The organism is Nocardia sputi (assembly GCF_023501985.1).
In genome coordinates this window covers 166,964-193,192 of record NZ_JAMFLC010000002.1, presented here as the reverse complement: position 1 = coordinate 193,192, position 26,229 = coordinate 166,964, and the positions used below count along the sequence as shown (strand labels likewise).

Annotated in this window: 25 protein-coding genes; 16 read left to right on the top strand and 9 right to left on the bottom strand. The window is 65.1% G+C overall.

The window, feature by feature from the left end; genetic code table 11:
• Positions 1-40 precede the first annotated feature (40 nt).
• Positions 41-439, top strand: a complete 399-nt coding sequence (locus tag M8859_RS03410) for an ArsR/SmtB family transcription factor (RefSeq protein WP_249643775.1) — start codon at positions 41-43, stop codon at positions 437-439.
• Between the two features lie 76 nt (positions 440-515).
• Here M8859_RS03410 and M8859_RS03405 read toward each other — a convergent pair whose 3' ends face one another.
• From M8859_RS03405 to M8859_RS03390, 4 genes are all read right to left on the bottom strand, one after another.
• Complete coding sequence (locus M8859_RS03405; protein WP_249643905.1) at positions 516-1,376, bottom strand: nucleoside hydrolase; 861 nt, start codon at positions 1,374-1,376, stop codon at positions 516-518.
• Positions 1,377-1,501: 125 nt separating this feature from the next.
• Positions 1,502-1,966: a DUF4254 domain-containing protein gene (locus M8859_RS03400; RefSeq protein WP_249643774.1), complete on the bottom strand. Its 465-nt coding sequence runs from the start codon at positions 1,964-1,966 to the stop codon at positions 1,502-1,504.
• Between the two features lie 5 nt (positions 1,967-1,971).
• Entirely contained in the window at positions 1,972-2,427 is a 456-nt protein-coding gene (locus M8859_RS03395) for a hypothetical protein (protein WP_249643773.1), read from the bottom strand.
• Positions 2,428-2,572: 145 nt separating this feature from the next.
• Positions 2,573-2,869, bottom strand: coding sequence for a hypothetical protein (locus tag M8859_RS03390; RefSeq protein ID WP_249643772.1), 297 nt, complete (start codon positions 2,867-2,869; stop codon positions 2,573-2,575).
• A 155-nt stretch (positions 2,870-3,024) separates the two neighbouring features.
• Here M8859_RS03390 and M8859_RS03385 point away from each other — a divergent pair, with 155 nt between their 5' ends.
• Together M8859_RS03385 and M8859_RS03380 are read left to right on the top strand one after the other, a co-directional pair.
• A complete protein-coding gene (locus M8859_RS03385) occupies positions 3,025-3,885 on the top strand; it encodes a helix-turn-helix domain-containing protein (RefSeq protein ID WP_249643771.1) in 861 nt (286 codons plus the stop codon).
• A 2-nt stretch (positions 3,886-3,887) separates the two neighbouring features.
• Positions 3,888-4,262 carry a DUF397 domain-containing protein gene (locus tag M8859_RS03380; protein WP_249643770.1) on the top strand — a complete coding sequence of 125 codons (375 nt, stop codon included), beginning with the start codon at positions 3,888-3,890 and terminating at the stop codon, positions 4,260-4,262.
• A 218-nt stretch (positions 4,263-4,480) separates the two neighbouring features.
• Here M8859_RS03380 and M8859_RS03375 read toward each other — a convergent pair whose 3' ends face one another.
• A complete protein-coding gene (locus M8859_RS03375; protein WP_249643769.1) occupies positions 4,481-5,800 on the bottom strand; it encodes a hypothetical protein in 1,320 nt (439 codons plus the stop codon).
• A gap of 2 nt (positions 5,801-5,802) precedes the next feature.
• Positions 5,803-8,649, bottom strand: a complete 2,847-nt coding sequence (locus tag M8859_RS03370; protein WP_249643768.1) for an ATP-binding protein — start codon at positions 8,647-8,649, stop codon at positions 5,803-5,805.
• Between the two features lie 552 nt (positions 8,650-9,201).
• Between M8859_RS03370 and M8859_RS03365 the strand changes: the two genes are divergently transcribed.
• The 8 genes from M8859_RS03365 to M8859_RS03330 all read left to right on the top strand — a co-directional run bounded on the left by M8859_RS03365 (position 9,202) and on the right by M8859_RS03330 (position 16,650).
• Positions 9,202-9,936, top strand: a complete 735-nt coding sequence (locus tag M8859_RS03365) for a PIG-L deacetylase family protein (protein ID WP_249643767.1) — start codon at positions 9,202-9,204, stop codon at positions 9,934-9,936.
• Positions 9,933-11,192, top strand: coding sequence for a nucleotide sugar dehydrogenase (locus tag M8859_RS03360; protein ID WP_249643766.1), 1,260 nt, complete (start codon positions 9,933-9,935; stop codon positions 11,190-11,192). Before M8859_RS03365 ends, M8859_RS03360 begins: the two co-directional genes overlap by 4 nt.
• Before the next feature lie 37 nt (positions 11,193-11,229).
• Positions 11,230-12,177, top strand: coding sequence for an NAD-dependent epimerase/dehydratase family protein (locus M8859_RS03355; protein ID WP_249643765.1), 948 nt, complete (start codon positions 11,230-11,232; stop codon positions 12,175-12,177).
• The gene (locus M8859_RS03350; RefSeq protein ID WP_249643764.1) at positions 12,174-12,443 is read left to right on the top strand and encodes a MoaD/ThiS family protein; all 270 of its coding nucleotides are present in this window, start codon (positions 12,174-12,176) and stop codon (positions 12,441-12,443) included. Before M8859_RS03355 ends, M8859_RS03350 begins: the two co-directional genes overlap by 4 nt.
• A gap of 11 nt (positions 12,444-12,454) precedes the next feature.
• Complete coding sequence (locus M8859_RS03345; protein ID WP_249643763.1) at positions 12,455-13,348, top strand: formylglycine-generating enzyme family protein; 894 nt, start codon at positions 12,455-12,457, stop codon at positions 13,346-13,348.
• An 11-nt stretch (positions 13,349-13,359) separates the two neighbouring features.
• Complete coding sequence (locus M8859_RS03340; protein ID WP_249643762.1) at positions 13,360-14,277, top strand: NAD-dependent epimerase/dehydratase family protein; 918 nt, start codon at positions 13,360-13,362, stop codon at positions 14,275-14,277.
• 888 nt (positions 14,278-15,165) lie between these two features.
• Positions 15,166-15,723: a hypothetical protein gene (locus M8859_RS03335; RefSeq protein WP_249643761.1), complete on the top strand. Its 558-nt coding sequence runs from the start codon at positions 15,166-15,168 to the stop codon at positions 15,721-15,723.
• A gap of 15 nt (positions 15,724-15,738) precedes the next feature.
• The gene (locus M8859_RS03330) at positions 15,739-16,650 is read left to right on the top strand and encodes a hypothetical protein (protein ID WP_249643760.1); all 912 of its coding nucleotides are present in this window, start codon (positions 15,739-15,741) and stop codon (positions 16,648-16,650) included.
• 22 nt (positions 16,651-16,672) lie between these two features.
• Here the strand turns inward: M8859_RS03330 and M8859_RS03325 are convergent, their stop codons facing one another.
• Genes M8859_RS03325 through M8859_RS03315 form a run of 3 tightly spaced genes read right to left on the bottom strand, consistent with a single transcriptional unit; the run spans position 16,673 to position 19,731 of the window.
• Entirely contained in the window at positions 16,673-17,164 is a 492-nt protein-coding gene (locus M8859_RS03325) for a PPC domain-containing DNA-binding protein (RefSeq protein ID WP_249643759.1), read from the bottom strand.
• Entirely contained in the window at positions 17,164-18,216 is a 1,053-nt protein-coding gene (locus M8859_RS03320; RefSeq protein ID WP_249643758.1) for an asparaginase, read from the bottom strand. The genes M8859_RS03325 and M8859_RS03320 overlap by 1 nt, the downstream gene beginning before the upstream one ends.
• 9 nt (positions 18,217-18,225) lie before the next feature.
• The gene (locus M8859_RS03315; protein WP_249643757.1) at positions 18,226-19,731 is read right to left on the bottom strand and encodes a hypothetical protein; all 1,506 of its coding nucleotides are present in this window, start codon (positions 19,729-19,731) and stop codon (positions 18,226-18,228) included.
• Between the two features lie 155 nt (positions 19,732-19,886).
• Here M8859_RS03315 and istA point away from each other — a divergent pair, with 155 nt between their 5' ends.
• The 5 genes from istA (at position 19,887) to M8859_RS03290 (ending at position 26,198) form a co-directional block, all read left to right on the top strand.
• Entirely contained in the window at positions 19,887-21,398 is a 1,512-nt protein-coding gene (gene istA / locus M8859_RS03310; protein ID WP_249643756.1) for an IS21 family transposase, read from the top strand.
• Positions 21,399-21,412: 14 nt separating this feature from the next.
• Positions 21,413-22,189: an IS21-like element helper ATPase IstB gene (gene istB, locus M8859_RS03305; RefSeq protein WP_443678222.1), complete on the top strand. Its 777-nt coding sequence runs from the start codon at positions 21,413-21,415 to the stop codon at positions 22,187-22,189.
• Between the two features lie 531 nt (positions 22,190-22,720).
• Complete coding sequence (locus tag M8859_RS03300; RefSeq protein ID WP_249643754.1) at positions 22,721-23,584, top strand: SAM-dependent methyltransferase; 864 nt, start codon at positions 22,721-22,723, stop codon at positions 23,582-23,584.
• 41 nt (positions 23,585-23,625) lie between these two features.
• Positions 23,626-24,870, top strand: a complete 1,245-nt coding sequence (locus M8859_RS03295; protein ID WP_249643753.1) for a cytochrome P450 family protein — start codon at positions 23,626-23,628, stop codon at positions 24,868-24,870.
• A 62-nt stretch (positions 24,871-24,932) separates the two neighbouring features.
• Positions 24,933-26,198 carry a cytochrome P450 family protein gene (locus M8859_RS03290; protein ID WP_249643752.1) on the top strand — a complete coding sequence of 422 codons (1,266 nt, stop codon included), beginning with the start codon at positions 24,933-24,935 and terminating at the stop codon, positions 26,196-26,198.
• Positions 26,199-26,229 lie beyond the last annotated feature (31 nt).

The window sequence follows — 26,229 nt, the reverse complement described above, 5'->3', positions numbered from 1 at the left end:
GCCCTTCTGCCCAGCTTCCTGCATGGCTTAATATCTACGTATGAATGCAGATAACGGGAAGATTCGGTCGCCTATTCCCGACCACGAACTGAACTTGGCGGTCGACGTCTTCCGGATGCTCGCCGACGCCACCCGCGTCCAAGTGCTGTGGGCCCTGGCCGATGCCGAGCTATCGGTCAACGAACTCGCCGGCTACGTCGGAAAACCCGCCGCCTCGGTCTCCCAGCACCTGGCGAAACTGCGCCTGGCCCACCTCGTCCGTACTCGCCGCGCCGGCACCACCGTCTACTACAGCTTGGAAAACGACCACGTCCGGCAGCTGATCACGGATGCCGTCCACAACGCCGAACATGCCGGCCCGGATGCGCCCGCTCATCATCGCCGCGGCGCCGAAGTCCCGTCGACCAGCCATCGAATCGAGGGCGAGGACGTCCGCTGAAGGTTGCAGTGGCCACCGTCACCCGTGGCTATCTCTTCCGCGGGTGATGAGCTGCCGCAGTCGAGGTTTCGATTCATCACGGACGCAGCGTGCCGTGCATCCAGGACAGAAACTCGTCGTAGTCGACCGTGCTGGACGCCTGCATCGATCGTCCGTGGAGTGCGCTGGATAGACGCGTATCCGGGTGTATGGCGATTCGTTCGGTGCGGAAAGCGACAAAGGGCAGCCCGAGCGCGGCACTGAGCGTCAGGGGCGCGCGCAACCAAGTTCGTGGTTCGCGGGCGAGCCACGCCCGCATGTGCATGGCCAGCAGATTCGCCCACCGTGGTGCGGTCGGGTTTTCGAACATTTGGAGGAGTGGGGAGTTGGGAGTGATCTGGAGGGCGTCGTGGTCGGTGTGGTCGTGCAGTACTAGGCGCGATGTGTGCAGTGCGCGCAGGGCCAGCCCGGCAGATGTGGGGTCGATACGGAAATTCTCCGAGACAGCTGTCCTACCGCGGTATCGGTGGTGTACCCCACCCAGCTGGGTGACTCTCACCCGGTCGGCGATCTCGGGCAGGCGTGAGATGACAGCGGTGAGGTTGGACATCGGACCCAACCCCACCCATTGGATCGGCCCGGTGGTGGTCTCGCAGAGTTCGACAACGGCGGCGATCATGCGATCGAGACCGCGGATGCGTTCGAGGAAATCCTCTCCGTGTTCTGGGGGCGGGTGGTCGGTGTCGAGGAGGAAGCGTTCTTCGCCGCCCAGATCGAAGCCCGGGATGACCGCAACGTCGGTGCAGTCGAGCAGGTTCAGCGCGTGGCGTGCCAGCTGGGCGCGGCGGCCACGGGTTTCGTCGGCGGTGACCACGACCAGATTTGGCACCACCCGCGCCGCGGCAGCCAATACCAGGAGACCTCCTGGCTGCCACCCGATATCGGTATCGAGGATCACCAACTCGTCGGTGGTACCGACGGGTGGTGATAACCGGTGGCCGGACACGGATAGGCCGGGAATAGAAATTGTCGGAGCTCCTTCCAGTGTGGGCGCGTGAAGCTGCCCAGGTGATTACGGACGGGCTACGCAGGGAGGCGTCGGGACCGGCGCGCGACCGCGGTCGTCAGATCGGTGTAGTCGTCGACCAATTCCGCGAGGCGATACCACGCGGCGTGCACGATCGGGTCAGACGGTTCGGCGTTCATCAACAGGTGAAACGCCCGAACCTGCTGAACGGCGAGCCGATCGATCACGGTCCCCAAGGATTCCGAGTGCAAGATTGCCTCCGGGTGCGCGGGCGGTACATGCTCGACCACCCAGAGATCTGCCTGCCGCGACAGTTCGGCGCGGCATGGGCATACCGGGCAGGCTGGGTCGTGGAGACGCTGCTGGTGCAGTTGCCCGAACCGATGGGCGATCGACGTGAGTGGGTGAGGGCCTACGTGATGTCCCCGGATGGCCGACAGCAGTGCTTCTCCGGTGGGGAACAACCCATCCGACGGATCGGTGAGACGGGCAGGCCTTGGGTTGCGAGCGTTGGCGCGCATCTCGGTTACCGCCGTCCAGTCAGGAGTTGGCGGCGGGCCGTGGCGAGCACAGTGGACCGGGAGGGTAGGGCTTGGGCGGTGGTCGGTGGCCAGATCCAGTACCAGGTGAGGGGCTGGTCGGACATCGGCAGCCACACCTGCTGCCCCTCTGTCAACACTCGCACCCCCGCACGGTGCAGCGCCGCACGGGCGGCGGCACCAGCTGCCACGCCCGATCCGGGACCGACAACGAACACCCAGTCGCGACGCGGCCGATGATAGGTCAGCACCGGTGCGGTGATGTCGTGGTCGTGCTCGAGTTCCTGCCGGACCAGGGTGCCCACATCCGGTGGCATCACCACCGCACCCAGCGATCTGGACGCGGTCACCGCGACCCGACCGAACCTGCACGAAACCGGAAATCCCATGCCGCGATAGACGTGTGCCACCTCGAACGGGGTGTGACAGGTCTCGAACATCACTCCGCCCTCCGATGAGGCCCGCCGGTGACCACCAACAGGGGAGATTCCGGTACCGGCCGCATCGAGGCCACCATGCGACGTCCGCGGGCCGTGCCCGCGCTGAACGCCACGATCGGGATCGCCTCCGAGCATGTGCGCCGAGCGATCACCGCGATACCCCTGCCCAGGCCAGCGCCCGCGCGGCGAACCCTTCCTTGTGGGGTGCCGGACACTCCGTCGCTGCCATGCCCATGACCTCCAGCGCAGTCAGCCTCAACAGCCCGGCGTGTGCCCGCAGCGTCGCTATGTCTTCGAGGGCGAGCAGGGCCGCTTCCGCTTGGGCGCGTGTCAGTGTCCGGCCGGGCAGGTAACTCACCACCCATCCGTCGTTCCCGGTTGATCTGGCGTGGTGTTTCGTGTGGTCGCTCAGCATTAATGAGTTGTCGATGACACGCACGGTCATGACCGCCTCCTGCCTCGATCGAGTGGCTCCATATGGGCCGCTGATTCTTGACGTGACGAATCGATTTAAACTTAAATCGAATGATAACGCTACGGTTGCGGTGAAGTTCATGCGGTAACTTGTCCGCAGGTATCCGGCAGCTGGGAAAGGGCGACATGCGCGACGAACGTTTCGACCCGTCAGCGTTGCGTTTCCTGGTCGGACACGACCTGCGCTCAGCCCGTGAACAGGCACGGATCAAGCAGGCCGAGGCCGCCAAACACATCGGCTGCACGCCGGCGAAGCTCAGCTATATGGAAAGCGGCAAGACCCAGCAAGCACCCGACGAAGTCGCCGCACTCCTGCGCTACTACGGAGTCAAGGTCGAAGACGTGGACCGAACCGTCACGCTGGCTGGACGTGCCGACCACGGCACCTGGTGGGCGCCCTTTGGTGAGGTACTACCGGACTGGTTCAAAACCTTCGTCGGTTTGGAAGGCCTGGCGACCCATCAATTCGAGTACGCCGACAAGGTCCTACCAGGACAAGTGCAAACACCGGACTACGCCACCGCGCTCCTCGGCGACAGCCTCCACATACCGACCATGGACTTGGCGCAGTCGGTCCGGGCGCGGATGGCCCGGCAACGCCTGTCCGGAACCGACAACCCGCTCCAGCTCAGCGCCGTGGTCGAGGAGGCGGCGCTGGACCGCCCCGTGGGCGGCCCACGTGTCATGCGTGAGCAACTGGAACACCTGCTCACATTGATGGACCAGGACAATGTCCAGTTCCAGGTGATCCCGACCCGGGTGGCGGTGCACGACGGGCTTCCCGGCTCGTTCATCGTCCTCGACTTCGCCGAAGCCCGCGGCATTGCCTACGTCGAGTACCACACCGGTGCTCTCTACCTTCAGGATCACCCGCAAGTAGACTTGTACACACTGGCGGCCGACCGGCTCCGCCAGAAGGCGTACACACCCGAGGACACCGCGGCAGCCATCGAGCACCGGATCTCGCAGTTCAAGAACACGGAGTAACAATGACCACCCAGATCCGCCGAGGCTGGCGGAAAAGCTCGTTCAGCAACAACGGGGGCGCCTCGTGCGTCGAGGTCAACTTCATCGGCGACCACGTGCTCGTGCGCGACAGCAAATATCTTCGAAACCCGGACAACGACCCGGCAACCCAACCCGTGATCTCGATCCCTGCCGATCTGTGGCCGGTATTCTGCGATCACTCGGCCGACCCGACTACGCAAGCCACGACGGACCTGCCCACGATCGACCATCGCAGCGACGGCTGGGTTAGCGTGAGTTGCCGCGACACCGGTGTGGCGCTGGCCTTCACCCCCGGTGAATGGGTCGCATTCGTCGCTGGAATCCAAGCGGAAGAATTCAGTCTGATTGTCGCGTAGCGAGTCCCGTTTATCGGGTCTGCGGTGGGGGATTGGCGGCGCGACGAATATCGGCATCGATGACGTGACGGGTCCGGGTGCAGGGCGCCATGACGAGCTGCGCTATTGGCTGGTCGCGAGTTGCGCCCCATCGCACCCAGCTGATGAGTGCCCGCCGATCGTGGGGCCATGGGGCCAGAGTTTTCGTAGTTCGGTGCCTGTGCAATCCGTGCGGGTGTCTAATCGGTTTCCGGGGCGCCGTGGAGGTTGTCGTCTCTGGCTGATTTCAGGTATTGGCTATGGACCTCAGGGGTGCTCAATGCGAGTGTGCCGCATAGCCAGGCGCGGTCGCCGCGGATTGGGTTATCCGGGTCGAGGGGGCGTGCCAGAGGCCGGGCCGCAGTTCCGGTCGGGTCGCTGTCGTAGGGGTACTTGCCCCATGTAGTTGCCTCCTGCCTAGTCGGGTGGCGCCAGAATGCGACCATGATCTGGTGGATCAGTGGCCGGAGGTCGTCGGTGGGGACCTCGGTCAGCTCATCGGCGACGGCGTAGACGGTGGATCGGTAGGTGCGTAGTCCCCATACTTCGGCCGCGGTGTTGGATGGCGACTGGAGTATGGGTTCGACATCGCCGGTGGACGAGCGCTGGTATCCCGTGACAATGCCGTGGTCGCCCATGCAGAAGGTTTCGACCACGAACGGTGCATCGGGTACACGGAAGTTCATGCCTTGGCCGGTGCCGGTGTTGTACATGTAGGCGGTGACGAGGTCGGGGTCGATGCCGCCGGTCGGTCTGGGCTCGTGGCCCCAGAACAGTACGCGTGGTCGGCCCGAGTCGGTGGCACCGCAGGCGGTGAGCAGCGAGCCGACCATTCGGCCGGTCCATCCTGCGTCGATGAGTCCAGTGCGGGAATCGGTCAGGTCGTGGCGGGCGGCATAGTCGATGAGCAGGTCGCGGGTGTGTGCGATCCGCGCGGCAGCGGCCTCGGTGACCGGGGGGAGGGCGAGGAACCGGCGCATCGCGTCGGCCTGGCCGGGGTGGTCGGCGCGTACGTCAGGATCGAGGGAGACACCCGCGGAGTGCAGCAGTGGGGTGTAGTCGTCGGCAGGCAGGCCCAGGCGTGCGCACAGGTCGCTGGCATTGGATTTGACGAAACTGTTGAACAGCCAGGATTCCTGGTCGAGGTGTTGCGGGTTGGTGGCGGCCAGACTCCAGGTCATCCGGCTGCTGTAGACGTACTCCATATCGAGGTCGACACCGGCGAGCGGGGCGAGTCGGCGGGCGAGTTCGTAGAAGATCTGGCCGTCGCGGGACAGGAACCGCAGTCGTTCGAGCCCGCTGTGGTGGGCTTCGCGCAGCATCCAGAAGGTGGCGCCGATGAGGGCGGGTGCGGCGACTCCGGCGGCGACGTCACGGATCGCCTGGTCGTGTTCGGTGTCGGCCGGTATCGCGGTGCGGGCGGTGCGGGCGGCGGCGTGCAGTAGTGCTGCTGCGTCGTCGGGGTGGTGGGAGTGGTCGAGCATGATTTGCTCGTAGCGGGTGTGGGTCGGCTCGGGCATCCTCACCATTCTTGCAACACGAGTCGCAGCCGGTGTCCGGTGATGCCGATACGCTGGCAGGTGGCGTGCGCTGCGAGCAGATCGGGGGCGGGGTCCGTGCCCTGTGCTTCGGCGACGGTTGCGTGGCCGGCTTGGGTGCGGGCGATCCAGACGTGGTCGTGGAGTTCGGCGAATATCTCGTGGGCGGAGACCAATGCGCGGGTGGCGGCGTGGAGTTCGCCGGTGTCGCGGTGGATGAGTGCGAGTTGACGGAGTGTGCGGGCTTCGCCTGGGCGGTCACCGATGGTGACGAATGTGTCCAGGGCGGTCTTGGCTCGGTGGATGGCGTCGTCCCACTGTTGATGCCGGCGGCTGAGGTCAGAGAGACTGAGGTGGGTCCGGGCGACCCATCGCTGGTCTCCGAGGGATTGGAAGATGTCGTGGGCCCGTGCAAGATCGGTGGAGGCTGCTACGTAATCCCTGCCCAGGCGGTGTGCGTCTCCGCGGTTGCGTAGGGTCACGGCGATACCGCGGCGGTCGGCGAGGCGATCGAACCGGGTGAGGCATTCGGCGAACAGTGTCAGAGACTGTGCGATATCGCCTTCGTTGCGGTGGACAACGGCGATATGGCGCCGGGTGCGAGCCAGCCAGCGCTGGTCGTCGAACTCGTGGAAGATGGGCAGGGCCTGCTCGAACGCCTGTAACGCTTGGTCGTTGTGCCAGCGGTCGCGGTGGACGAGGCCGTAGCGGACGCGAGCGCGTGCTTCTTCGAGTCGATCATCGAGACCGCGGTATATCGCCAGGGTCGTATCGAAATGCCGCCGCGCATCACCCCACCGAGACAACCCGCGACTGGCATCGGCAATTCCATTGTGGATTCCGGCGGCGATTCGGGCGTCGCTGCCGGTATCGGCGAGGTCGAGTGCGGTGGTGAAATGGGTGATGGCGTCGTGTAGCCGGCCCTGGTATCGAAATGTGTCGCCGAGGAAGCGCAGGGTAGCGGCCCACTCCGACCGTGCGTCGAGGTCTTGGAAAATAGCTGCGGCGCGGTCGAGTTTGTCGACGGCGTCGTCGTAGCGGCCGAGTTCGCGGTACAGGGCCCCGAGGCTTCGGAGTATGGCGGCCTCGGCGCGATGGTTGGCTGCCTTCTGCGCTGCATTTAGTGCCAGCTCGTGGGTGCGGTCCCAGGTCTGCCAGTCCGCGCGCCAATCGAACATCGGGGGAAGGGCTTCTGTCAGTTGCCATGTGGAGTCCCACAGCTCGAGTTCATGGGCGAGCTCGACGGCGGCCAGAAGATTCGACCGTTCGGCAGTGAACCAGCTCCGCGGGTCGACCTGGGCGAGGCGGGCGGGAATATCGTCGAAGCAGGCAACGCTTCGTTGCTCGTTCGCGTCGGGATGCAGTTCGGCCGCCGCGACGCGAACGCACTCCAGGTATCGATCGGCCAGGCGCGCTGTGGCTGTGCGGCGGTCGTCGGTGCTGACTTGTGTGCTGGCCCGTTCCCGGGCGAAGTCGCGCATCAGATCGTGTAGCCGGTACCGGATGGTGCCGTTCATATCGGTGCCGGCGAGCTCGACGAGTTGCGCATCGACCAGCTGCTCCAACCGTGCCTCGGCTTCGGTGAGATCGATATCGAGAAGGGCTGCGACATTCCAAGCCGGAAAAGTGGCGGCCGTCAGCGACAACATTTCGAATGTCTGCTGCTCGCCAGCAGTGCGGCCGTGGTAGCTGAGATCGAACGATGCCCGGACCTCGAGGTCGCCGGCTTTGAGCACATCCAGACGGCGACTCTTATCAGCCAAACGGTCGGCGAACCAGGCCACTGTCCATCCCGGTCGCGACACCAGTCGCGCGCCCGCAATACGAAGCGCGAGCGGAAGGTAGCCACACAACCGGGCGATATCGGCAACCGCACGCAGCTCGGCTTCGGCGCGTTGCGAGCCGATCAGACGGGTGAGCAGAGCGATGGCCTGATCGTCGGGCAGAACACCGAGGTTCAGCGTTTGCGAGCCGGACAGCGCAGCCAGCGGTGAGCGGCTCGTGATCAGGACAGCGCAGGTGGGTGAACCGGGAAGCAATGGGCGTAGCTGGTTCTCGCCAGCAGCATTGTCCAGCACAACCAGTACACGGCGGTCGGCGAGCTGGGTGCGGAAAAGGCGCGCGCGTTCGTCCAGATCTTCCGGTACCTCGCTGCCGTCCAAGCCGAGAGCACGCAGGAATCCGGATAGCACCTCCCCCGGTGTGAGGGGCTGCGGCTCCACGCCCCGGAGGTTCACATAGAGCTGACCATCGCAGAACACAGTGGTGAGCGAGTGTGCGACGTGCGTGGCCAGAGCAGTCTTCCCGACTCCTGCGGGCCCCACGACCGTAGCGATCGGCACAGCCCGACCCGGAGCACCGGCCAGTTCCGACACCAAGACCGAGATCTGCTCCTCACGGCCGGTGAAGTCGTGAGTATCAGGCGGCAGCTGCATCAACCGCGGAGCACGACGAGGCGGAGTCCTCGTAGGCGCGGGACCGACAGAACGCGACGGGGGAACAGTTTTCGACCGCTCGTCCTGTTGCGCAGCATCCGAAGCGGACGGTGCGGTGCCTGGGAGTTCGGCAGCCACGTCACCGTGCTGGCCATCAGCGGCGAAGAGTTCGGTGGCGGTGTGGCCGGGCAGCATCTTTTCCAGGATGCGGCAGTGGTGGGGGTAGGGGAGTCCTTTCACCTCGCCGGAGAGCCAGCGGTGGAATTGCGAGCGTTTCGGGGCGGAGCCGACGAGGTCGGGGTCGATGGTGGCGGCGATCTTGTCGTATTCGCGGCAGAACGCCGAGTGTGTTTGTAGGTGCTGTTGCTGTAGCACGGTTTTGAGGCGTGTTGCCATCGCCGTTACCCCTTTACCCCTTCAGACCTTTCGATTCCCTGCGTCTGCTGGCTGTGCTCATCGTAGAGGGATGTAGAGGGGACAGCAGGGGCACAAGAAGTTTGAGATGGGCACGTGATGGGTGTCGAGATGCGACACCTATCCGCGGCATAGTCAGAAAAGCCAGCGATTGACGACCTACAGCGGCATTGCCGGATGGATGAGTGTCAACACCAACCGACGCTTGGTCTGGCCCGCTTTTCACGATGGGAGTGCGGATATCGCCTACCGAGTGCTCGTCGAACTGGTTGCCGGGCAGCCAATCCAGCCGTATCGAATCTGTGGAGGCCGCAATGGTATTCCGACTATCGACACAGATCCTCGTCGATCTGCATCCGAACCTCACCGCCGGAACAGGTGCAGCAGGAGGACAGCCGCGATGATTCGGCTCTCCAGCCATGTCCAGATCTCGCCGTATTTTACCTGCGTCGAACTGGCCGCTGAGGTTCCTGTGGCGTATCCGACCGACAGATGCGGTCCGACGTATCCGGTGTCGGGCTACCGGAGTCGGCGGTGAGCAGCGTGCAAGTCGACTGGGGACAACAGCGGGTGCTGGTGATCGCTGCCCATCCTGACGACGAGGTAATCGGCTGCGGTGGGCTCGTCAACCGAGTCAAACGGGAGGGCGGCCAGGTGCACGTGCTGTATGTGGCAGTCGACGACTTGGTCGAATACTCGCCTACGGGTGGCTCGACCGCCGGACAGCGGATGTCCGAGATCGAGCAGGTGGCGGAGTTTCTTTCCTTGAATAGTTGGCATGCGGCCTGCATCGGTGAGGGGCGCACCCTGCGTTTGGATGCGCTGTCTCGTTGCGAGCTCGTCGATTTGCTCGAGGGACGCCCTGAGCATGGGGTGGCGTTGCCGGTGCTGCGGCCGACAGTGGTTGTGGCGCCCGAGGTCACCAGCTACAACCAGGACCATCGAGCGGTCGGACAGGCAGTGCTGACCGCGCTACGCCCCGGCCCGGATCGGTGGCGGCATCAGCCCCGGCTGGTACTGACCTACGAGCAGGTCGCGGACTTCTGGAGCGGAGCGTCGACGGCGCCGCATCCGCGAAACTTCTTCGTCGAATTGTCTGCTTCCGACGTGGATCGCAAGATCGCGGCGCTGCGGCTGCACGAAAGCCAATGGCGCGACCACCCGCACACGCGGTCAGAGGAAGCGTTGCGGGGCCTTGCGGCGGTCCGTGGCGCACACAGCGGGACGCGCTACGCCGAGGCGTTCCATTGCTTGCGGTGGCGGGCATGAACGCGCCTATCGTTTCGATGCGGGTCGCGGTGATCGGCTGCGGTTTCATCGGTCTGCCCGCCGCTCTGCTGGCTGTCCGGGCCGGCCACACCGTGATCGCGCTCGACACCGACCCCGACCGCATTGAACAGCTCCACCACGGCCACTCCTACCTCCCTGATATATCGCACCACGATCTGGCCCACGCGTTGGCGACCGGGCGGCTGATTCCGACCGGCAACCCAGACGCGCTCTCCGGTTTCGATGTCGCGCTGATCGCGGTGCCTACACCGACGACAGACGATCATCCAGACCTGAGCTATATCGAGGTTGCGAGCAAGACCGTCGCGGCCCATCTGGACCCGGGGGCGACTGTCATTCTGGAATCCACCACGTATCCGGGTACCACCGAACACGTCGTGGTGCCGATCCTGGAGACCAGCGGCCTGCAGGCCGGACGAGAGTTCCGGGTCGGGTACGCCCCCGAGCGGGTCAATCCCGGAACGCCGATCGCACAGCTGCGATCGGTGCCCAAGATCGTTGCCGGAATAGACGACGAATCCCGGGCCGCAGTCGCCGGGTTCTGGTCGGGTCTTGTGGATGAGGTCGTGCCAGCTCCTGATATCGGCACCGCTGAGTTGGCGAAGCTCGTCGAAAACACCTTCCGTCTGGTCAATATCTCGCTGGTCAACGAGCTCACTCGCAATGCCCACGCATTGGGTGTCGACATCTGGCAGGCGCTCGCGCTGGCGGCGACGAAACCGTTCGGATACATGCCGTTTCACCCCAGTGCCGGGGCGGGTGGGCATTGTCTGCCCTCCGATACCCGCTACCTGGCGTGGCGGATCCGCGAAACTGCCGGCGCGGCAGCGCCGCTGATCGAGACCGCATCCCGGATCAACGACGACATGCCCTCCTATGTGGCGAACCGTATAGTCGCCGGGATCCGGCGACGGCAGCCCTTCCTCTCCAGTGCACGAGCTGTCGTGGTGGGTCTCACCTACAAGGCCGATATCCCTGACCGCCGCGAATCGGCCGCACTAAAGGTCGTTGAAGCCCTGCGCGGACTCGGCCTGGACGTCATCGTCGTCGACCCGCTCGTCCACACCGAACTCGCCGTGGCATCGGAACTGACTGCTGAGCAGGTAGCGGGCGCGGCGGTTGTCGCGCTACTCGTCGCCCATCGAGACCTCGACTACACACTCATCGCCAGCAGCCAGTACGTGTTCGACGCCTGCGGTGCGCTCCCGGCGGGAGCCAATATCGAACGGCTCTGAGCCTCCACATCCACCACTCGTTCCGAAAGGACCTGCTGTGAGCAAAACCAACCATGTCGTCGTCACCGGCGGCGCAGGCTTCATCGGCTCTCACCTGTGCCGGGCGCTGGTCGCGCGTGGCGATGGCGTCACCGCGATCGACAATCTCAGTACCGGGCATCGGGAAAACCTGACCGATCTCCTGCCGCACCCACAGTTCGGTCTCATCGTCGGAGATGTCACCTCCGTGTCGGTCTTCGCCGGACTTGCCGAGGTCACTCACGTGGTCCACCTCGCCTGCCCTGCCTCACCGAAAGCCAACTCCGGGATGCCGCTGGAGACGATCCGGGCCGCATCCCTGGGCACCCTGAACACGCTGGAACTCGCCCAGCGCAACAGCTCCCGCGCGGTGATCGCCTCATCATCGGAAATCTACGGCGATCCGCAGATCCATCCGCAGCCTGAGGACTACCGCGGCAACACCAATCCGGTCGGGCCCTACAGTGCCTACACCGAAGGCAAACGCCTCACCGAAGCCGCCGCAGCGGCGCATCACCGGATGGGAACCAACGTCGGCGTCGTCCGCCCCTTCAACGTCTACGGACCGAACATGTGGCCCGAGGACGGCAGGGTGGTGTCCTCATTCTGCGCTGACGCCCTTGCCGGCAAGACTTTGCAGCTCCACAACGGCGGAACCCAAACCCGGTCCCTGACCTACATCAGCGATTTCGTGGACGGACTGGTCGCGATGCTCGACAGCGATGAATTCGGGCCGATCAACCTCGGTTCCGACGACGAGATCACCATCGCCGACCTGGCACGGCTCGTCATCGAGCTGGCCGGCACCGGAGCAGTCGAACTCACACCCGGCCGCGACGATGTGGTCACAGTGCGCCGACCCGACACCAGCCGAGCCCGCAAACTCCTCGACTGGGCCGCAACAACACCGCTGCGCACCGGCGTCACCGAAACCCTCGCCTGGATGCGGCAGGTGACACAGCCATGACCATCCGATTCGTCCTCCCAGCCAGCTGGCCCTCCCTCGCCGACGCCGACCTGTCGAACCTCTCGTGTGAGGCCACCACGGTGGACCAGGCACTGAAGTGGCTGATCGAACAGCATCCCGCGTTCGCCGAACGAATCTACACAGAACACGACCTGGCTCCGTGGACGATCGTCTGCCTCAATCACCAACACATCCTCGACCCGTCCACCCCTATACCGGCAGGAGATCACGAACTACAGATCATCCCGGCCCTCATGGGAGGCTGAGCGTGCAGGAGATGATCACGATCCCCACCTCCACGACCACCATCGGGTCCCCGGAACAACACCTCGACGCAGTCGCGACCTCCCAGCACTATCCCCGGGCATGGTTCGAGGACGAAACCCCACAACACACGGCAAGCATCGACGCATTCTCCATCGACCCCGTGCCGGTAACAAACGCCGCCTACGCCGAATTCACCGACGCGACCGGGCACGTCACCGCCGCCGAGCGACGCGGATACGGCCTGGCCTACGGGCGCGGCTACTGGACAACCGTGCCCGGTGTCAACTGGCGCCACCCGCACCCTGACCTGGACGCCGTCGGAGAACGGCCGTATCACCCCGTGGTGCATCTGGACCACGCCGACGCCAGCGCCTACGCCGTGTGGGCCGGTAAACGCCTGCCGACCGAGGTCGAATGGGAATTCGCGGCCCACGGCCGCCAGTGGAGCCCATGGCCGTGGGGCGACGAGTGGGACTGCCACCGCGCCAACACCGCTGAATACTGGGCGGCGGGGTACCCGATACACGACCTCGACACATGGAAAACCTGGTGGTGCGACCACTACGCCCACCACGACATCGCCCCCGCCACCACCGTGGTCGGCGCCCTCGCCAACGGCGCCTCACCATTCGGGGTACTCGACATGGCCGGAAACGTAACCGAGTGGACCGCCTCCCCGTATCGGCTCTACGCCCACGATCGTCGCTACGATCCCGGATACCATGCCGTCGCTGGCCACGGGCACATCGCGGTGCGCGGTGGCAGTTGGAAATCGTTTCGATGGCAAGCCCGCACCAGCGAACGCATCGCCTGCGACCCCAGCTACTCCGCGCCCGACCTGGGGTTTCGCTGCGCCCGCGATCTACCCGAATCCGCCACACCCCACCACCCCACCACCAGATAAGGTCTGCTGCCATGCGTGCACTCATCACCGGCGGCGCCGGGTTCATCGGGTCTCACCTGCTCGACCGGCTGCTCGCCGACGGTCACACCGTCACTGTCATCGACGACCTTTCGAGCGGTGACCGCACCCGAATCCCCGACACCGTCGCGTTCCATCAAGCCGATGTCGCCGACGCGGCAGCTGTCACCAGCATCATCGAGGAATCCCAGCCCGAACTGATCTATCACCTCGCCGCGCAAATCAGTGTGCGGTACTCGGTCACCGACCCCCAGCGCGACGCCCAGGTGAACGTAATCGGCACCCTCAACATCGTCGCTGCCGCCACAACAATCGGCGCACGAGTGATCATGGCATCGACCGGCGGTGCCATGTACGGCGACGGCGTCCCGATGCCGACCCCGGAGACAGTGCCGCCGCAAACCCAAGCGCCCTACGGGATCTCGAAGTATTGCGCCGAGCAGTACTTGACCCTGCACAACCGCCTCCACGGCGCCCACCACATCGCACTGCGGCTGGGCAACGTATTCGGCCCGCGCCAAGATCCCCACGGGGAGGCCGGGGTGGTCGCCATATTCTGCGGCCACATCGCCGCACACCGCACGCCCACGATCTTCGGCGACGGCAAACAGACCCGCGACTACGTCTACATCAGCGACATCATCGACGCTTTCCTCGCCGCCAGCACCTACACCGGATCGGTGGCAGTGTTCAATATCGGAACCGGTTCCGGCACCTCGGTCCTCGAACTACTCGACGCAGTCAACACCGCCGCCGGGACCTCTATCGCCCCCCGATTCGCGCCACCACGAGACGGCGAATGGCGGCACGGCGCCCTGGACTCGACACTGGCCGCCACGGAACTCAACTGGCACGCAACAACCACCGTTGCCGACGGCATCCAGACCACCTACACCGCCCTGACCTCCTAACGGTCAACCAGGGACTGCTCACCGGTCGCCGGCCGTAGGACCAGCTGGCGCTCGCAGTATTCGTCCGTCTCGGCGGCGAAGCGGATGCTCTGTGACATAGCGAGGGGCGAGGAATTCGTTGCTGTACTGGCCAACCTCGGGGAGGTAACCATGGCATCGTCGCGATGGTTGCCTTCCGCTCCTGGTCGGGTTGTGGCATCGAGTCTGGCTACGGTGAGGTCATGACCTCCCGGGAAGGGTGGCGCTGGGCGGAAAGACTGGCGCGGCAGCCCGGGACCCGGCAATGTCAGTACCAGCCGGAATCCCGCCGAGATACAGCCACAGGGATACCGGATGCCTGCCCCGCCAGTTCAGCTGATCACTACCGACGCGGATAAATCGAAGGAGAGATGGGCTTTTCTTCTGTGCTCATCCTCTGAGAGCGGCGGTGGCGTTGTTCCTGCTCAGCGGGGTGATGCGCTGCGAAATGTGCAGAACGCCGCCGACTCGCACGGTCGCCGCCAGCTCGTCAGGCCAGCGGCAGGCGGGACGATCTTCGGATCTGAACGTCAGGAGGCACACGTCGTGATGCAGCAGCACCGGAACTGTCGGGCGGACACGTGCTCGCGGGAGCGGGCAGCGTTCTGTGTGTTGATCGAGGCGGGACATGCCGTGCCCGATATTCGCGCAGAACGATATCTTGCCGCAACTGCTGGATGATGGTGGGTCTGACGATGATCCACGCACCGATCGGACTGCATTCTTGCCCAGCGACGGGGCGCCGCCCGGGACAGTCATGTCTATCGCGGTCGAGAGTGGGAATGTGTCCGTAGAACTCCTCTGATTGCGAAAATGGATATGGGAAAGCCTCGGTACGCTGCACTCAGCCGCGAGGAAAGGACTTGACCCATGAATGACGACGTGGACCAGGCTGCGCAGGACGACCCGGAGTGGGTGGTGTGGCTCAGTCAGGTCGACGATGCGGCAGCTGCTCTGTTCACCGACACGCTGTCACGGGTTCCCGCTGATTGGACGACTCCAGCTGGAAAGGCCCTGGGACCGATGCCGGTAGGGGTCGGCGTGTACAGCAACGAGATGGTCGACGACTGGCTGGCCGACGCGTTCGGCTACCTGTTCCCTGATGAAGACTCGCTGATGGAGTCGAAGAACGCCGATACCGTAGCGCAGCTTGTCGCATATATCGGCGAGTATTTCGTTCGGCGTCTCGGCGGCCGGTGGGTCAATCGACCATCCGAGACGGTGCTTTTCGGGTTCGGACCAGCGATCTACTACGACTGGACCGAGAACTCCGACAATCCCGAGCACCTGCTTTTCAGCGCGGTGGAAGAGGGGGACTTCGACAATACCATCGGCCAGGCGTGGTACTCGCGGTCCGTCGACTACGCAGAGGCTCATGGACTACCGCACAGCCAGTTCGACTTCGAACGTAAGCATGGTCTGCGGTGATCGGGGCGTGGGGGGATGTCCAGCAACGATGAACACCTGCGCCGACCATATCTGCGCCGACATGACCTAGAAGTCGCCCGACGTGAACAACGGGAAGCTTCCAAACGCGGGCGCAAGTCCCAGGAAATCGGCCGTGAGTTCCATTACGGCATGGCTGAGATCCGGGGTGAGACCACCAAGAACGGCTGGCAGCACGAGCGCTCGATAACTCTGGACGGCCAGACTCGAAAACACGACGCCGCCAAGATAAACGAAAAGGGCGGCCTTGAGTTCCGCGAGTACAAGGCCGGCCAAATCGTCGGCGGCGCACTCACGATGAGCCAGATAGCCCAGGACCGGCGGGTACTCGAGCGAGATCCGCATGCAACCGGACTCTGGATCATGAGGCAGGGTGCCGCCGACCCCGCAGTCCGTAGAGAACTTGACCAGCTACTCCGCGACTTTCCCGAGCGCTTCCAGGTGGTCGAGGTCTCCAAAGAGCAGGCGAAGCAGGCCCGCCGGGTAGGACAGGAACTCAGCCGCGACCGCAACCAGCTCGAACTGATCAGCCAGCAGGAACTCCGTCGTGACCAGAGAGCGAAGGAGCTCCGCGACAAGGTTCAGGAAAGGCAGCGCGTCAAGGAGGCGGCCGAACGAGCTATCGAACAGCGGGCACGAGAGCGCAAGGAACGGGAGGAGCGACAGAAGCAGCGCGAAGCGGCCGACCGACTGGCCCAACACTCCATCGAACGTCGGGAAGCCGCAGCGCGGGGGGAGCGGACACCGATGAGCGGCCGAGAAGCAGCAGATGTGCTGCGTATGGGCCCGCCGACTCTGGATGCGGAATCACTCCACCGCCACCACCACGAACACCCCCAGGCGGGACAAACCAGGAATAGCCGCACCCGGGGGCGAGAGCGTGATCGGGGGCTGGAGCGGGGTCGTTAGCTGGTCTCCTCCAGGATCTTGGTCAACTCGGTTCTGCCGTGCCGTGGCCGGGCGTGGGGCCGAATCGGAGTAGGGGAACGTTGTAGAGGTCAGGTTGCGGTGTTCGGGTCATGTCCGGTGTCAGGACTTCGATCACGAGCATCTCGGTGAGGAATTGGACGGTGGCGTCGAGGAGGTGGCTGGTGTAGCCGGTGGCGGCGTGTTCCTTGAGGCCGATCGCGACATGGATATGGGGCTTGATTCGACCGGTGTCGGGGTCGTAGGCCAGGGTGCCGCCACCGAATGCTTCGACGTTGCGGAGATGGACTTTCGACCAGACGGGAGCAGCGGGGTCGTCGAGGCGGTCGCAGGTGCCGACGAGGTCGACCTCGCTGAAGCCGGCGATGAATGAGGGAATGTAGCCCTGGCGAATGTGGTGGGTGCGGCAGAATTCGTCGAGGGCGGTGTGGAAGTCGTCGCCGTGGTCGAAGACGAGACCGAAGGTTCGTCCGAGGCCGAGTTCGTGGGCACGCATCAGTGGTCCTTGTGAAGGTGGTCGGGCCAAGGCCAGGAATCTGGGTCGGCGTAGCCGCCGGCCACCGAGAACGCAGCGCCGATGGTGACCCGATCTATACCGAGACCTATCAGGGTGTGCAGCAAGATTCGGGCTTTGAGCGGATCAAGGTATCCGGCGCGGATCAGACCGCGGGCGAGGAGGTCTTGCTCTGATCCCGGGAATCCGTAGGTGGCCGACAGGACTGTTCCTGCTCCGGTACGGGAGGCCAGGACCACCGGTACCGTGGCAGCGAGCTCGGTGAGTGTTTCGATGAGCTCTTCGGGGACGTGCCCGGCGCCGAACCCGGCAACGATGAGACCGTCGACATGTGGGGCGAGGGCGCGCAGGGATGTGCCGTTGTCGCCGAGTGTCACCGTGACGATGGGGATGTGCACCGTAGACGTCTCAGGGGCCGCGGTCGGCAGCGTCGGCCGGTGTATACGGCGGTTGAGTAGGTGGGGCCGGTTTTCGGTGAGATAACCCAGCGGTCCCCCGTCGGGCGAGGAGAAACTGGCGGGGCTGGTGGTATGGGTTTTCCGTACGCGGTGTGCGGCATGGATCTCGTCGTTGAACACCACCAGGCAGCCCTGGCCTCGCATCGAGGGGGCGGCGGCGGTGAGGATCGCCGCGAGAAGGTTGGCGGGACCGTCTGCGCCGGCCAATGTCGGATTACGCATGGCTCCGGTGACGACCACCGGAAGTCGTGGGGGGTGCAGTAGATCGAGTAGGTAGGCGGTTTCCTCGATGGTGTCGGTGCCCTGAGTGACGACGGCGCCGTCGATGTCGTGCTGCCGGGTGGCGATCTCGGTGGCGAGGGCGGCGATATCGGCTGGCGTCAGGCAGGCCCCCGGCTTCTTGCGGAAGTCGACGGTGTCGATCGCGATATCGGTGGCGGACAGTCCGGGTATGGCAGCAAGCAGTTGGTCCGCGGATAGGGTCGGTGTCACTGCTCCGTCGCCGGTGTCGGTCATGGCGATGGTGCCGCCGAGAGCGAAAACGGTGACACGGCGCAAGGGTTCGACAGGAGGCACTCTGGCACCTTAGCGATCGTCGGTTGCGAGGTCGGAGACGAAGGCACACGCCCGTTCGAGACCGGCGGTCGACAGGAGCCGGCTGCGTGGGGAGCACAGGCCGGTAACTCCGCTGTCGGCGAGGCCGGTTGCCCGGTGGACCAGCCAGCTCCAGTCGAGGTCGAGGTAGTCGGCCAGCGCCTGGAGCCGGTGGCGCGGCGATCGGCCGGGAAGGATGGTGCGGGTGCGGGCCCATCCCACCGCGTCGTCGAACTCACGGAGCACGGGGCGGTCATCGGTGACCTCGACGTGCCAGATCCGGTCGGTATTGACCCAATTCGCCACCAGCGCTCGGTGGGCGCGGTCGAGGACGAATCCAGGGGTGGCGGTGTACTCGGGTTCAGTGCACACGACGGTGGTGATGCCCATGGCTTCGTGTAGAGCTGTGGCGAGCAGTAGAAGAATTCGCTCCGGTGTTGCAGAAGCGCGGACAGCGTCGGGCGGTATGCAGAATGCGCGGGTCGGTCGCTCGCCTTGCGTCTGAGCCGTGGCCTTGAGGTAGTGGTACTTGTGGGTGAACAGCAGCCACGTGCTCGCTTCTTCTCCACGTTGCTCCCGAGTCCAGAACTGGGGTGTGCCGGTGAGCGTGTCGGTGTGCCGGATGATGTGACGGGCGCAGACCGTCGAGCCGACCCACATCTGCGACACGGGTGACAACTCCACGCTGTCGTCGCGCCCGACATCCGGGTACGGGTCGAGATCGAGCGGATCCATCCGTCCCATGGTGTTGGCTAAGTCCGCGTCGTCGTCGAGCAACGCACTGTCCAGGCTGGTTACGGCCCAAATAAGGGCCAAGGTGAAGTCGTCGAGCAGGTAGGCGTGAGGAAACACCAAGGGTGCATCAGGCGCGGCAGCGGCCAGCCGAGCACGGGCTCGGCGTCGATCCATTACATAGTGCCCCGGATGATCGGGTGCACCGGCACGGGCGACCACCAGGGCCCGGCCGGGCGTAGCCAACGCGGTGGCTGATAGCGGGTCGAGTGGTGCAGTGCCCACGACACGACCATGATCCACCGTTGCCGGAAACACGACGGTCGGGATATCCGGCCCGGAGAAGAAACGGCCTGGCGGCATCCGCAGGTACGGGAGCCGATCACCGAACAGCTCGCGTGAGTCAATCGGCCTCGCCCCACCGGCGGGCGACTGATGCTGTATCCGCGGAGGCATCCACGAGATCGACGGCGCCGGATTCAGGCCCGGTGTGCTGGATTCGTCGATGTCACGTCCTGTGATCTCGGGCTCGAAGAGTTCGGTGGCGGTGTGGCCGGGCAGCATCTTTTCCAGGATGCGGCAGTGGTGGGGGTAGGGGAGTCCTTTCACCTCGCCGGAGAGCCAGCGGTGGAATTGCGAGCGTTTCGGGGCGGAGCCGACGAGGTCGGGGTCGATGGTGGCGGCGATCTTGTCGTATTCGCGGCAGAACGCCGAGTGTGTTTGTAGGTGCTGTTGCTGTAGCACGGTTTTGAGGCGTGTTGCCATCGCCGTTACCCCTTTACCCCTTTGTCAGCGGCCATGAAATCCTCCCCATAGGCGGCCACTTAAGGCCCCACTGGTGGCCACCGAATTCCCCACGGATGGCCAGATATCTCCCCAGGTGATTTGTCCTGGTTGCCGCGCGGGCAGGCTCGTGCGGCGTGAAGAGCAGTAGGGAGATCATGGAGATCTTGGAGGCATACGACCTCACGGGTTCGTTCCGTGCGGCAGCGGCGCTGGCCGGCTGCGACCATCACACGGTCGCCCGGTATGTCGCGTTGCGGGCCGCGGGCGAGTCCCCGATCGCGCGGGAGCATCGGGCTCGCCCGATCGATAAATACCTGCCGAAAATCGAAGAACTCGTGGTCCGGTCCAACGGCCGGATCCGTGCTGATGTGGTGCATCAGCGGATCACCGCGATGGGGTTCACCGGCGGTGAACGCACCACCCGCCGGGTGGTGGCGCAGGTGAAACAGCAGCTGCGGGAGGGTCAGCGGCGAGTGTTTCGGCCGTGGATCACCGAGCCTGGGTTGTGGTTGCAGTGGGACTGTGGTGCCGGGCCGGTGATCGACGGGCGCCGGACGCAGTTGTGGTGCGCCTGGCTGGCGTGGTCGCGGTTTCGGGTAGTGATCCCGGTGATGGACAAAACGCTGCCGACGGTGGTGTCGTGCCTGGACGCGACGCTGCGCCGGGTCGGTGGGGTCCCGACCTATGCGTTGACCGATAACGAGAAGACGGTGTCGGTCACCCATATCGCCGGGGTCGCGGTCAGGCATCCGGAGATCGTCGAGGTCGGATGCCATTACGGGCTGACAATCCGAACCTGTGTTCCGGCGGATCCGCAGACCAAGGGCGGTTCGGAGGCGACGGTGCGCATCGCGAAGGCCGATCTGGTCCCGACCGAGACGAACCTGCTCGGCGAGTATCGGACCTTCGGCGGGTTGGAGGCGGCTTGCCGGGATTTCTGCGCCGAGGTCAACGACCGTGAGCATCGCGAGACACGCCGCCGCCCGGTCGAGGCGCTGGCCGAGGAACGAACTCGGTTGCATCCGTTGCCCAAGACCGCATTCACCGTCGCGTTCGGCACGACCAGGCGGGTGAACTGGGATTCGACCGTTTCGGTTGAGGGAGTGCGGTATTCGGTTCCGCATCAGCTGGTCGACACCCGTGTCTGGGTCCGGTTCCACGGCGACGAGCTGATCGTCACCACCGTCGCTGACACGGGACCGGTCGAAGTCGCCCGTCATCAGCGGGCGACTCCGGGAAACCCGTCGATCGACCCCGAGCACTATCCCCCACGGCCCGATCCGCATGCCGATCGGAAACCGAAGCCGGGTAACGCCGAAGAAGCGATGTTCCTCGCCCTCGGCGACGGAGCCTCGGCCTGGCTGACCGAGGCCGCCGCGGCCGGGACGCGCCGGATCCGGGCGAAGATGACCGAAGCGGTCACCCTCGCGAAACTGCACCCGCCTGCCGAGGTCGACCGGGCACTCGGGATCGCCGCGATTGCAGGACGTTTCGCCGAGAACGACCTGATCCGGATCCTGACCCACAACCTCGGCCGCGACCACGCCGAACCGACCCGAGCGGGCGAAGACCACAGCCTGCAACCGGGCACCTCGGCCTGGTCACGCTTCGGCAAGCCCACCACCAACCCCGAAAGGGAACACTGACATTGTCTGCCCCGCTGCGCGTTGCCGGCCCGACCGGCGACCCCCTCGCCGAGGCCATCGCCCTGACCAAACGCCTGAAACTGCCCTACCTGCGCCGCGCCCTCACCGACCTGGTCCCAACCGCGAAAGCCCAACGCTGGGACCCCGCCGAAGTCGTTCGCGTCCTGCTCGCCGAAGAAGCCGCCGGCCGCGACGCCACAAACCTGCGGACCCGCCGCAAACGCGCCGGATTCCCCGCCGGGAAAACCTTCGGCGACTGGGACGAGACCGCGTCCTCGATCCCGCGGCCGACCCAGGACGCGCTGAAAACCCTGGAATGGGTGCGCAACAAGGAAAACCTGTCCATCTGCGGCCCGTCGGGGACCGGGAAAAGCCACTTCTGCGAAGCCCTCGGCCAGACCGCGGTCGAGGCCGGCCTCACCGTCGCCTGGTTCACCATCGAAGACCTCGGCGCCCTCATGCGCCGACACCGTGTCGACGACTCCATCACCCGCGCGATCACCCGCCTGATCCGCACCGACCTGATCATCGTCGACGACATCGGACTGCTACCGGTCTCACCCGACGCCGCCGAAGGCTTCTACCGGCTCGTCGACGCCGCCTACGAACGACGAGCCTTGGCCGTCTCCTCGAATCTGCACCCCTCCGGATTCGACGAAATCATGCCGAAAACCCTCGCCACCGCCACAGTCGACCGGCTCCTGCACCACGCCCACGTCGTCGTCACCGACGGCGACAGCTACCGCCTCGCCCAAGCCACCAACGGCCAGGGGGTGAAGCCCCTGCGCTGAACCCGCTGGGGAAATAACTGGCCGCCGTTGGGGAAACCCAACTGGCCACCAGCGGGGAAAACAACTGGCCGCCTACGGGGAGGTCCTACTGGCCATTGACACCCCTTCAGACCTTTCGATTCCCTGCGTCTGCTGGCTGTGCTCATCGTAGAGGGATGTAGAGGGGACAGCAGGGGCACAAGAAGTTTGAGATGGGCACGTGATGGGTGTCGAGATGCGACAGCGTGCCACGGCACAGTCAGGACATGCCGACCGACAGGCGGCAGAGGCGACGGTGAACCGATACGGATAGTCGGCAAAAAGCTTGTAGCACTTCCACTTCGAGCCGTCGCTTCATGGCGTGTGCCATTGCCGTCACACGCATTCGACGTACACGACTTGGAGGCTGTGACCGTGCCACTCGTCCGTTCCTCGACGCCTTCGACGCGCGACCCGATAGGTAGCCGAGGGATACCTTTAGGGTCGGACGGCGGTGCGCTGCTGGTCGCCGATGAAAACCCGGCTGGCAAAGGCCGCTTCCACCAGCCGCACGTGCCGGCGCTGGATATCACCCGGCCCAGCATCGCCCGGGTCTACGACTACAGCCTGCGCGGTAAAGACAACTATGCCGTCGATCGGGCAGCGTTCGAGACGGTTCTCAAGGTCGCGCCCGCCCAGCGGGAGGTGTCGTTGGCCAACCGGCGGTGGCTGCACCGAGTGGTCCGGTATCTCGCCGGACCGGCCGGGATCGATCAGTTTCTCGATATCGGTGCCGGACTGCCGACAGTAGGCAACATCCACGAGGTCGCGCAGCTGGAGAACCAACAAGCCACGGTCGTCTACGTCGATAACGACCCCTTGTGTGTCGCGCACGGGCGTGTCCTGCTCGAACAGAACGATCGCACCTATTACCTGCCCGGCGACCTCCTGGAAGTGGGCACGCTGCTGGAGAACCACAGCGTCCGCCAGTACTTCGACCCGGACCGCCCTATCGGCGTGCTCGCTGGCGCGGTGCTGCACCACCTCGACGACGACCTCGCACCTGCCCAGGTAATGCGTGAACTCATCGATCGGCTGCCGACCGGGTCGTATGTAGCGATCACTCACTTCTATGACCCGGGCCCGGAGAATCCCGAAGCGCACGCGCTGTCTCAGCGGCTGGAGGAGGCGTTCGTCGAGGGCGTGGGTTCGGGTTGGTACCGCACCCGCGAAGAGATCCTCGCATTCTTCGACGGTCTCGAGTTGCTGCCGCCCGGTCTCGTCGAGCTGGACGATTGGTGGCCGCAAGGTACGACGAGCCAGCCCGGGGAACTGGAGGAGCGATTGGTGGCGAGGCGGACGATGCGCGGCGCTGTCGGGTACAAGCGCCCGCCGTTGCGGTGGTTCCCGGGGACGGGCGTGAAGCCCGGCGGATGAATTCGAAATCTAAGAAACCTTATATGAGCAGGGGTTTAGTTGTGACGAGGTCTATCGGGCACCGGGCCGACCAGCCTCTGGTGCAGGGGTCGCCGGTCGAGGCAGCCACCCGGACGGTGCCGTTGTATACGGTCGAGTTCGCTACGGATCCGGGCCGGTTCTTCCAGCAGTGGCGGGCGGAGTTCGGGTCGCTGGTGCCGGTGGAGCTGGCCCCGGGCGTGCCGGCGACGTTGGTGATTGGGCATGAGGATGCTCTGCACATCCTGCGTAGCCCGGAGAGATTCCCGGCCAGCCCTGGAGAGTGGCAGACGAAGGTACCCGTGGAGTGCCCGGTCGCGCCGGTGCTGGCGTCGGGGCGGACTCCCGCGCGGACTTCCGGTGTGGACCATGCTCGGTATCGGGGTGCGCATCTGGCGGTGCTGGGCGCGGTGGATCAGCACGCGGTGCAGGCGGGTGTGGAGCGGGACGCGGTCATGCTGATCAACCGGTTCTGGGGTCGCGGTGAGGCGGAGCTGCGGGCGCAGTTCGTTACCCCGCTGGTCCTGGCCGCGGTCAACCGGCTGGTCGGCTTGCCGGAGGAATGGGCGGGCGAGGTGGCCCAAGCGGTCCCGGTACTGGCCGATACCGAGAATGCTGCCACAGCGGTTGCTGGTCGGCGACTGCTGGAGTCGGTGCTGCACCGGGTAGTGGCTGACAAGAAAGCGGTCCCGGGCGCGGATGTGGTGTCGTGCCTGCTCGCCCACAGCTCGGGTTTGTCGGAGGTCGAGGTGGTCGCGCAGCTCGCGCTGACCTATGAGATGGCGGTCGAGCCCACGATCGGCCTGATCACGAACGCTATAGCGTCGATGCTGACCGATGACCGGATGGACGCTGCGCTGGGCGGCAGCCTGTCCACCCGGGACGTGCTGGACGCGGCGCTGTTCGATAATCCGCCGTTGGCGCAATGGTGTGTGCGCTATCCGCAGGTCCCGCAGTTGATCGGCAACGTGTGGTTGCCCGCGCACCGGCCGGTCGTGATCGGTCTGGGAGCGTGTCACCGGGACCCGGCCGTCGCCCGTGGGGATCGGCGAGGCAACCGGTCTCATCTGGCGTTCGGTGCCGGGGTGCATGCCTGCCCGGCCGACGGTCTCGCGCTGTTGATCGCCACGGTCGCGATCGATCAGCTCATGGACGCGATACCGGATATGCGGTTGGCCGGGGAGCTGGTGTGGCGGCCGAGCCCGTTCCATCGGTCGCCGGCCGCGGTGCCGGTGCGGTTCGAACCGGCCCGTCCGCTTGCGTATTGACTTCCCGCCCCGCTGTTTCGCCTTTCGTCGTGATTCACGTGTTGTAAGGAAACGGAAAAGCCATGCTCAGCTCGAAGTCGCTGTCCGGCAGCGACATCTGTTCGTTTGAAGATCTCGGCCCCCGCACTCCGCTCTACACCCCTGCTTTTGCTATCGCCCCCTACGCCGCGTATGAGCGGATGCGCCGAGGTGGGCGAACGTTGGCGCCGGTCGAACTCGCGCCTGGTGTCCCTGCCACGCTGGTCATCGGCTATCACACGGCGGTGCGGGTCCTCAATGATCCCGACCATTTTCCGGCTGACCCGCGGGTATGGGAGAAATCGGTTCCGGATGGTCATCCGTTGCTGCCGATGCTGGGATGGCGGCCGAATGCGCTGCGGACCGCGGGTAAGGAGCATGATTTCCACCGGGATGCGCTGCAGGTTGCGTTGTCGGTGGTGGATTTGCATGCGGTGCGGGAACGTACGATCCGGGTCGCCGCCTCGTTGATCAACCGGTTCTGTCGGGGCGGCGAGGTCGAGCTGATCGAGCATTACATCACTCCGTTGGTGTTCGCGGTGCTCAACGAGACCGTCGGCTGTCCACCGAGGCTCGGTGAACGGTTGCGGGTGGCGATCGCGGCGATGTTCGAGGGCGTGGACACCGAGCATGTGAACGCCGAGGTCGCGTCTGCTTTGTTCGAGTTGATCGAGCTGAAACGTCGCGCCCCCGCTGCTGATATCGCGTCCTGGTTGGTGCATCGGTGCTCGAACCTCACTGATGAGCAGCGGATGCATCAGCTGGTGACGATCTATTCCGCTGGGATCGAGCCGGTGCGGAATCTGATCGCGAACACGATCCGGCGGATGCTGACCGAGGCCCGCTACCGCCACGACAACACCCACTTCACGCCCCCGGCCCGGGATGCGGTCGAAGAAACCCTTGCGAATGACCCGCCGATGGCCAACCTCTGCAACAGCTACCCACGCCAGCCGGTTCTCCTCGATCGGGTGTGGCTGCCTGCCGACCAGCCGGTGCTGGTGAGTATGGCCGCCTGCAACACCGACCCTGCGATCGTCGGTGCCCAGGGCTGGACCGACAACCGCGCGCATCTGGCCTACGGCAGCGGCCCGCATGCCTGCCCGGATATGGCGCGGGAGATGTCGAAACAGATCGGGATCGAGGCGATCGCGCAGTTCTTCGACGCCTTCCCCGAGGCTGAGCTGGCCGTTTCAGCGGACGAGGTGTCGTGGCGACCCGGCCCGTTTCACCGTGCCCCCGCGGCGGTGCCGGTGGAGTTCCCGCCCACACCGCCGCTGATCATCCCGCCGGCATCGGCCCACCGATGACACTCCGGGGCATGTCGGTCCGGTTCCGTCG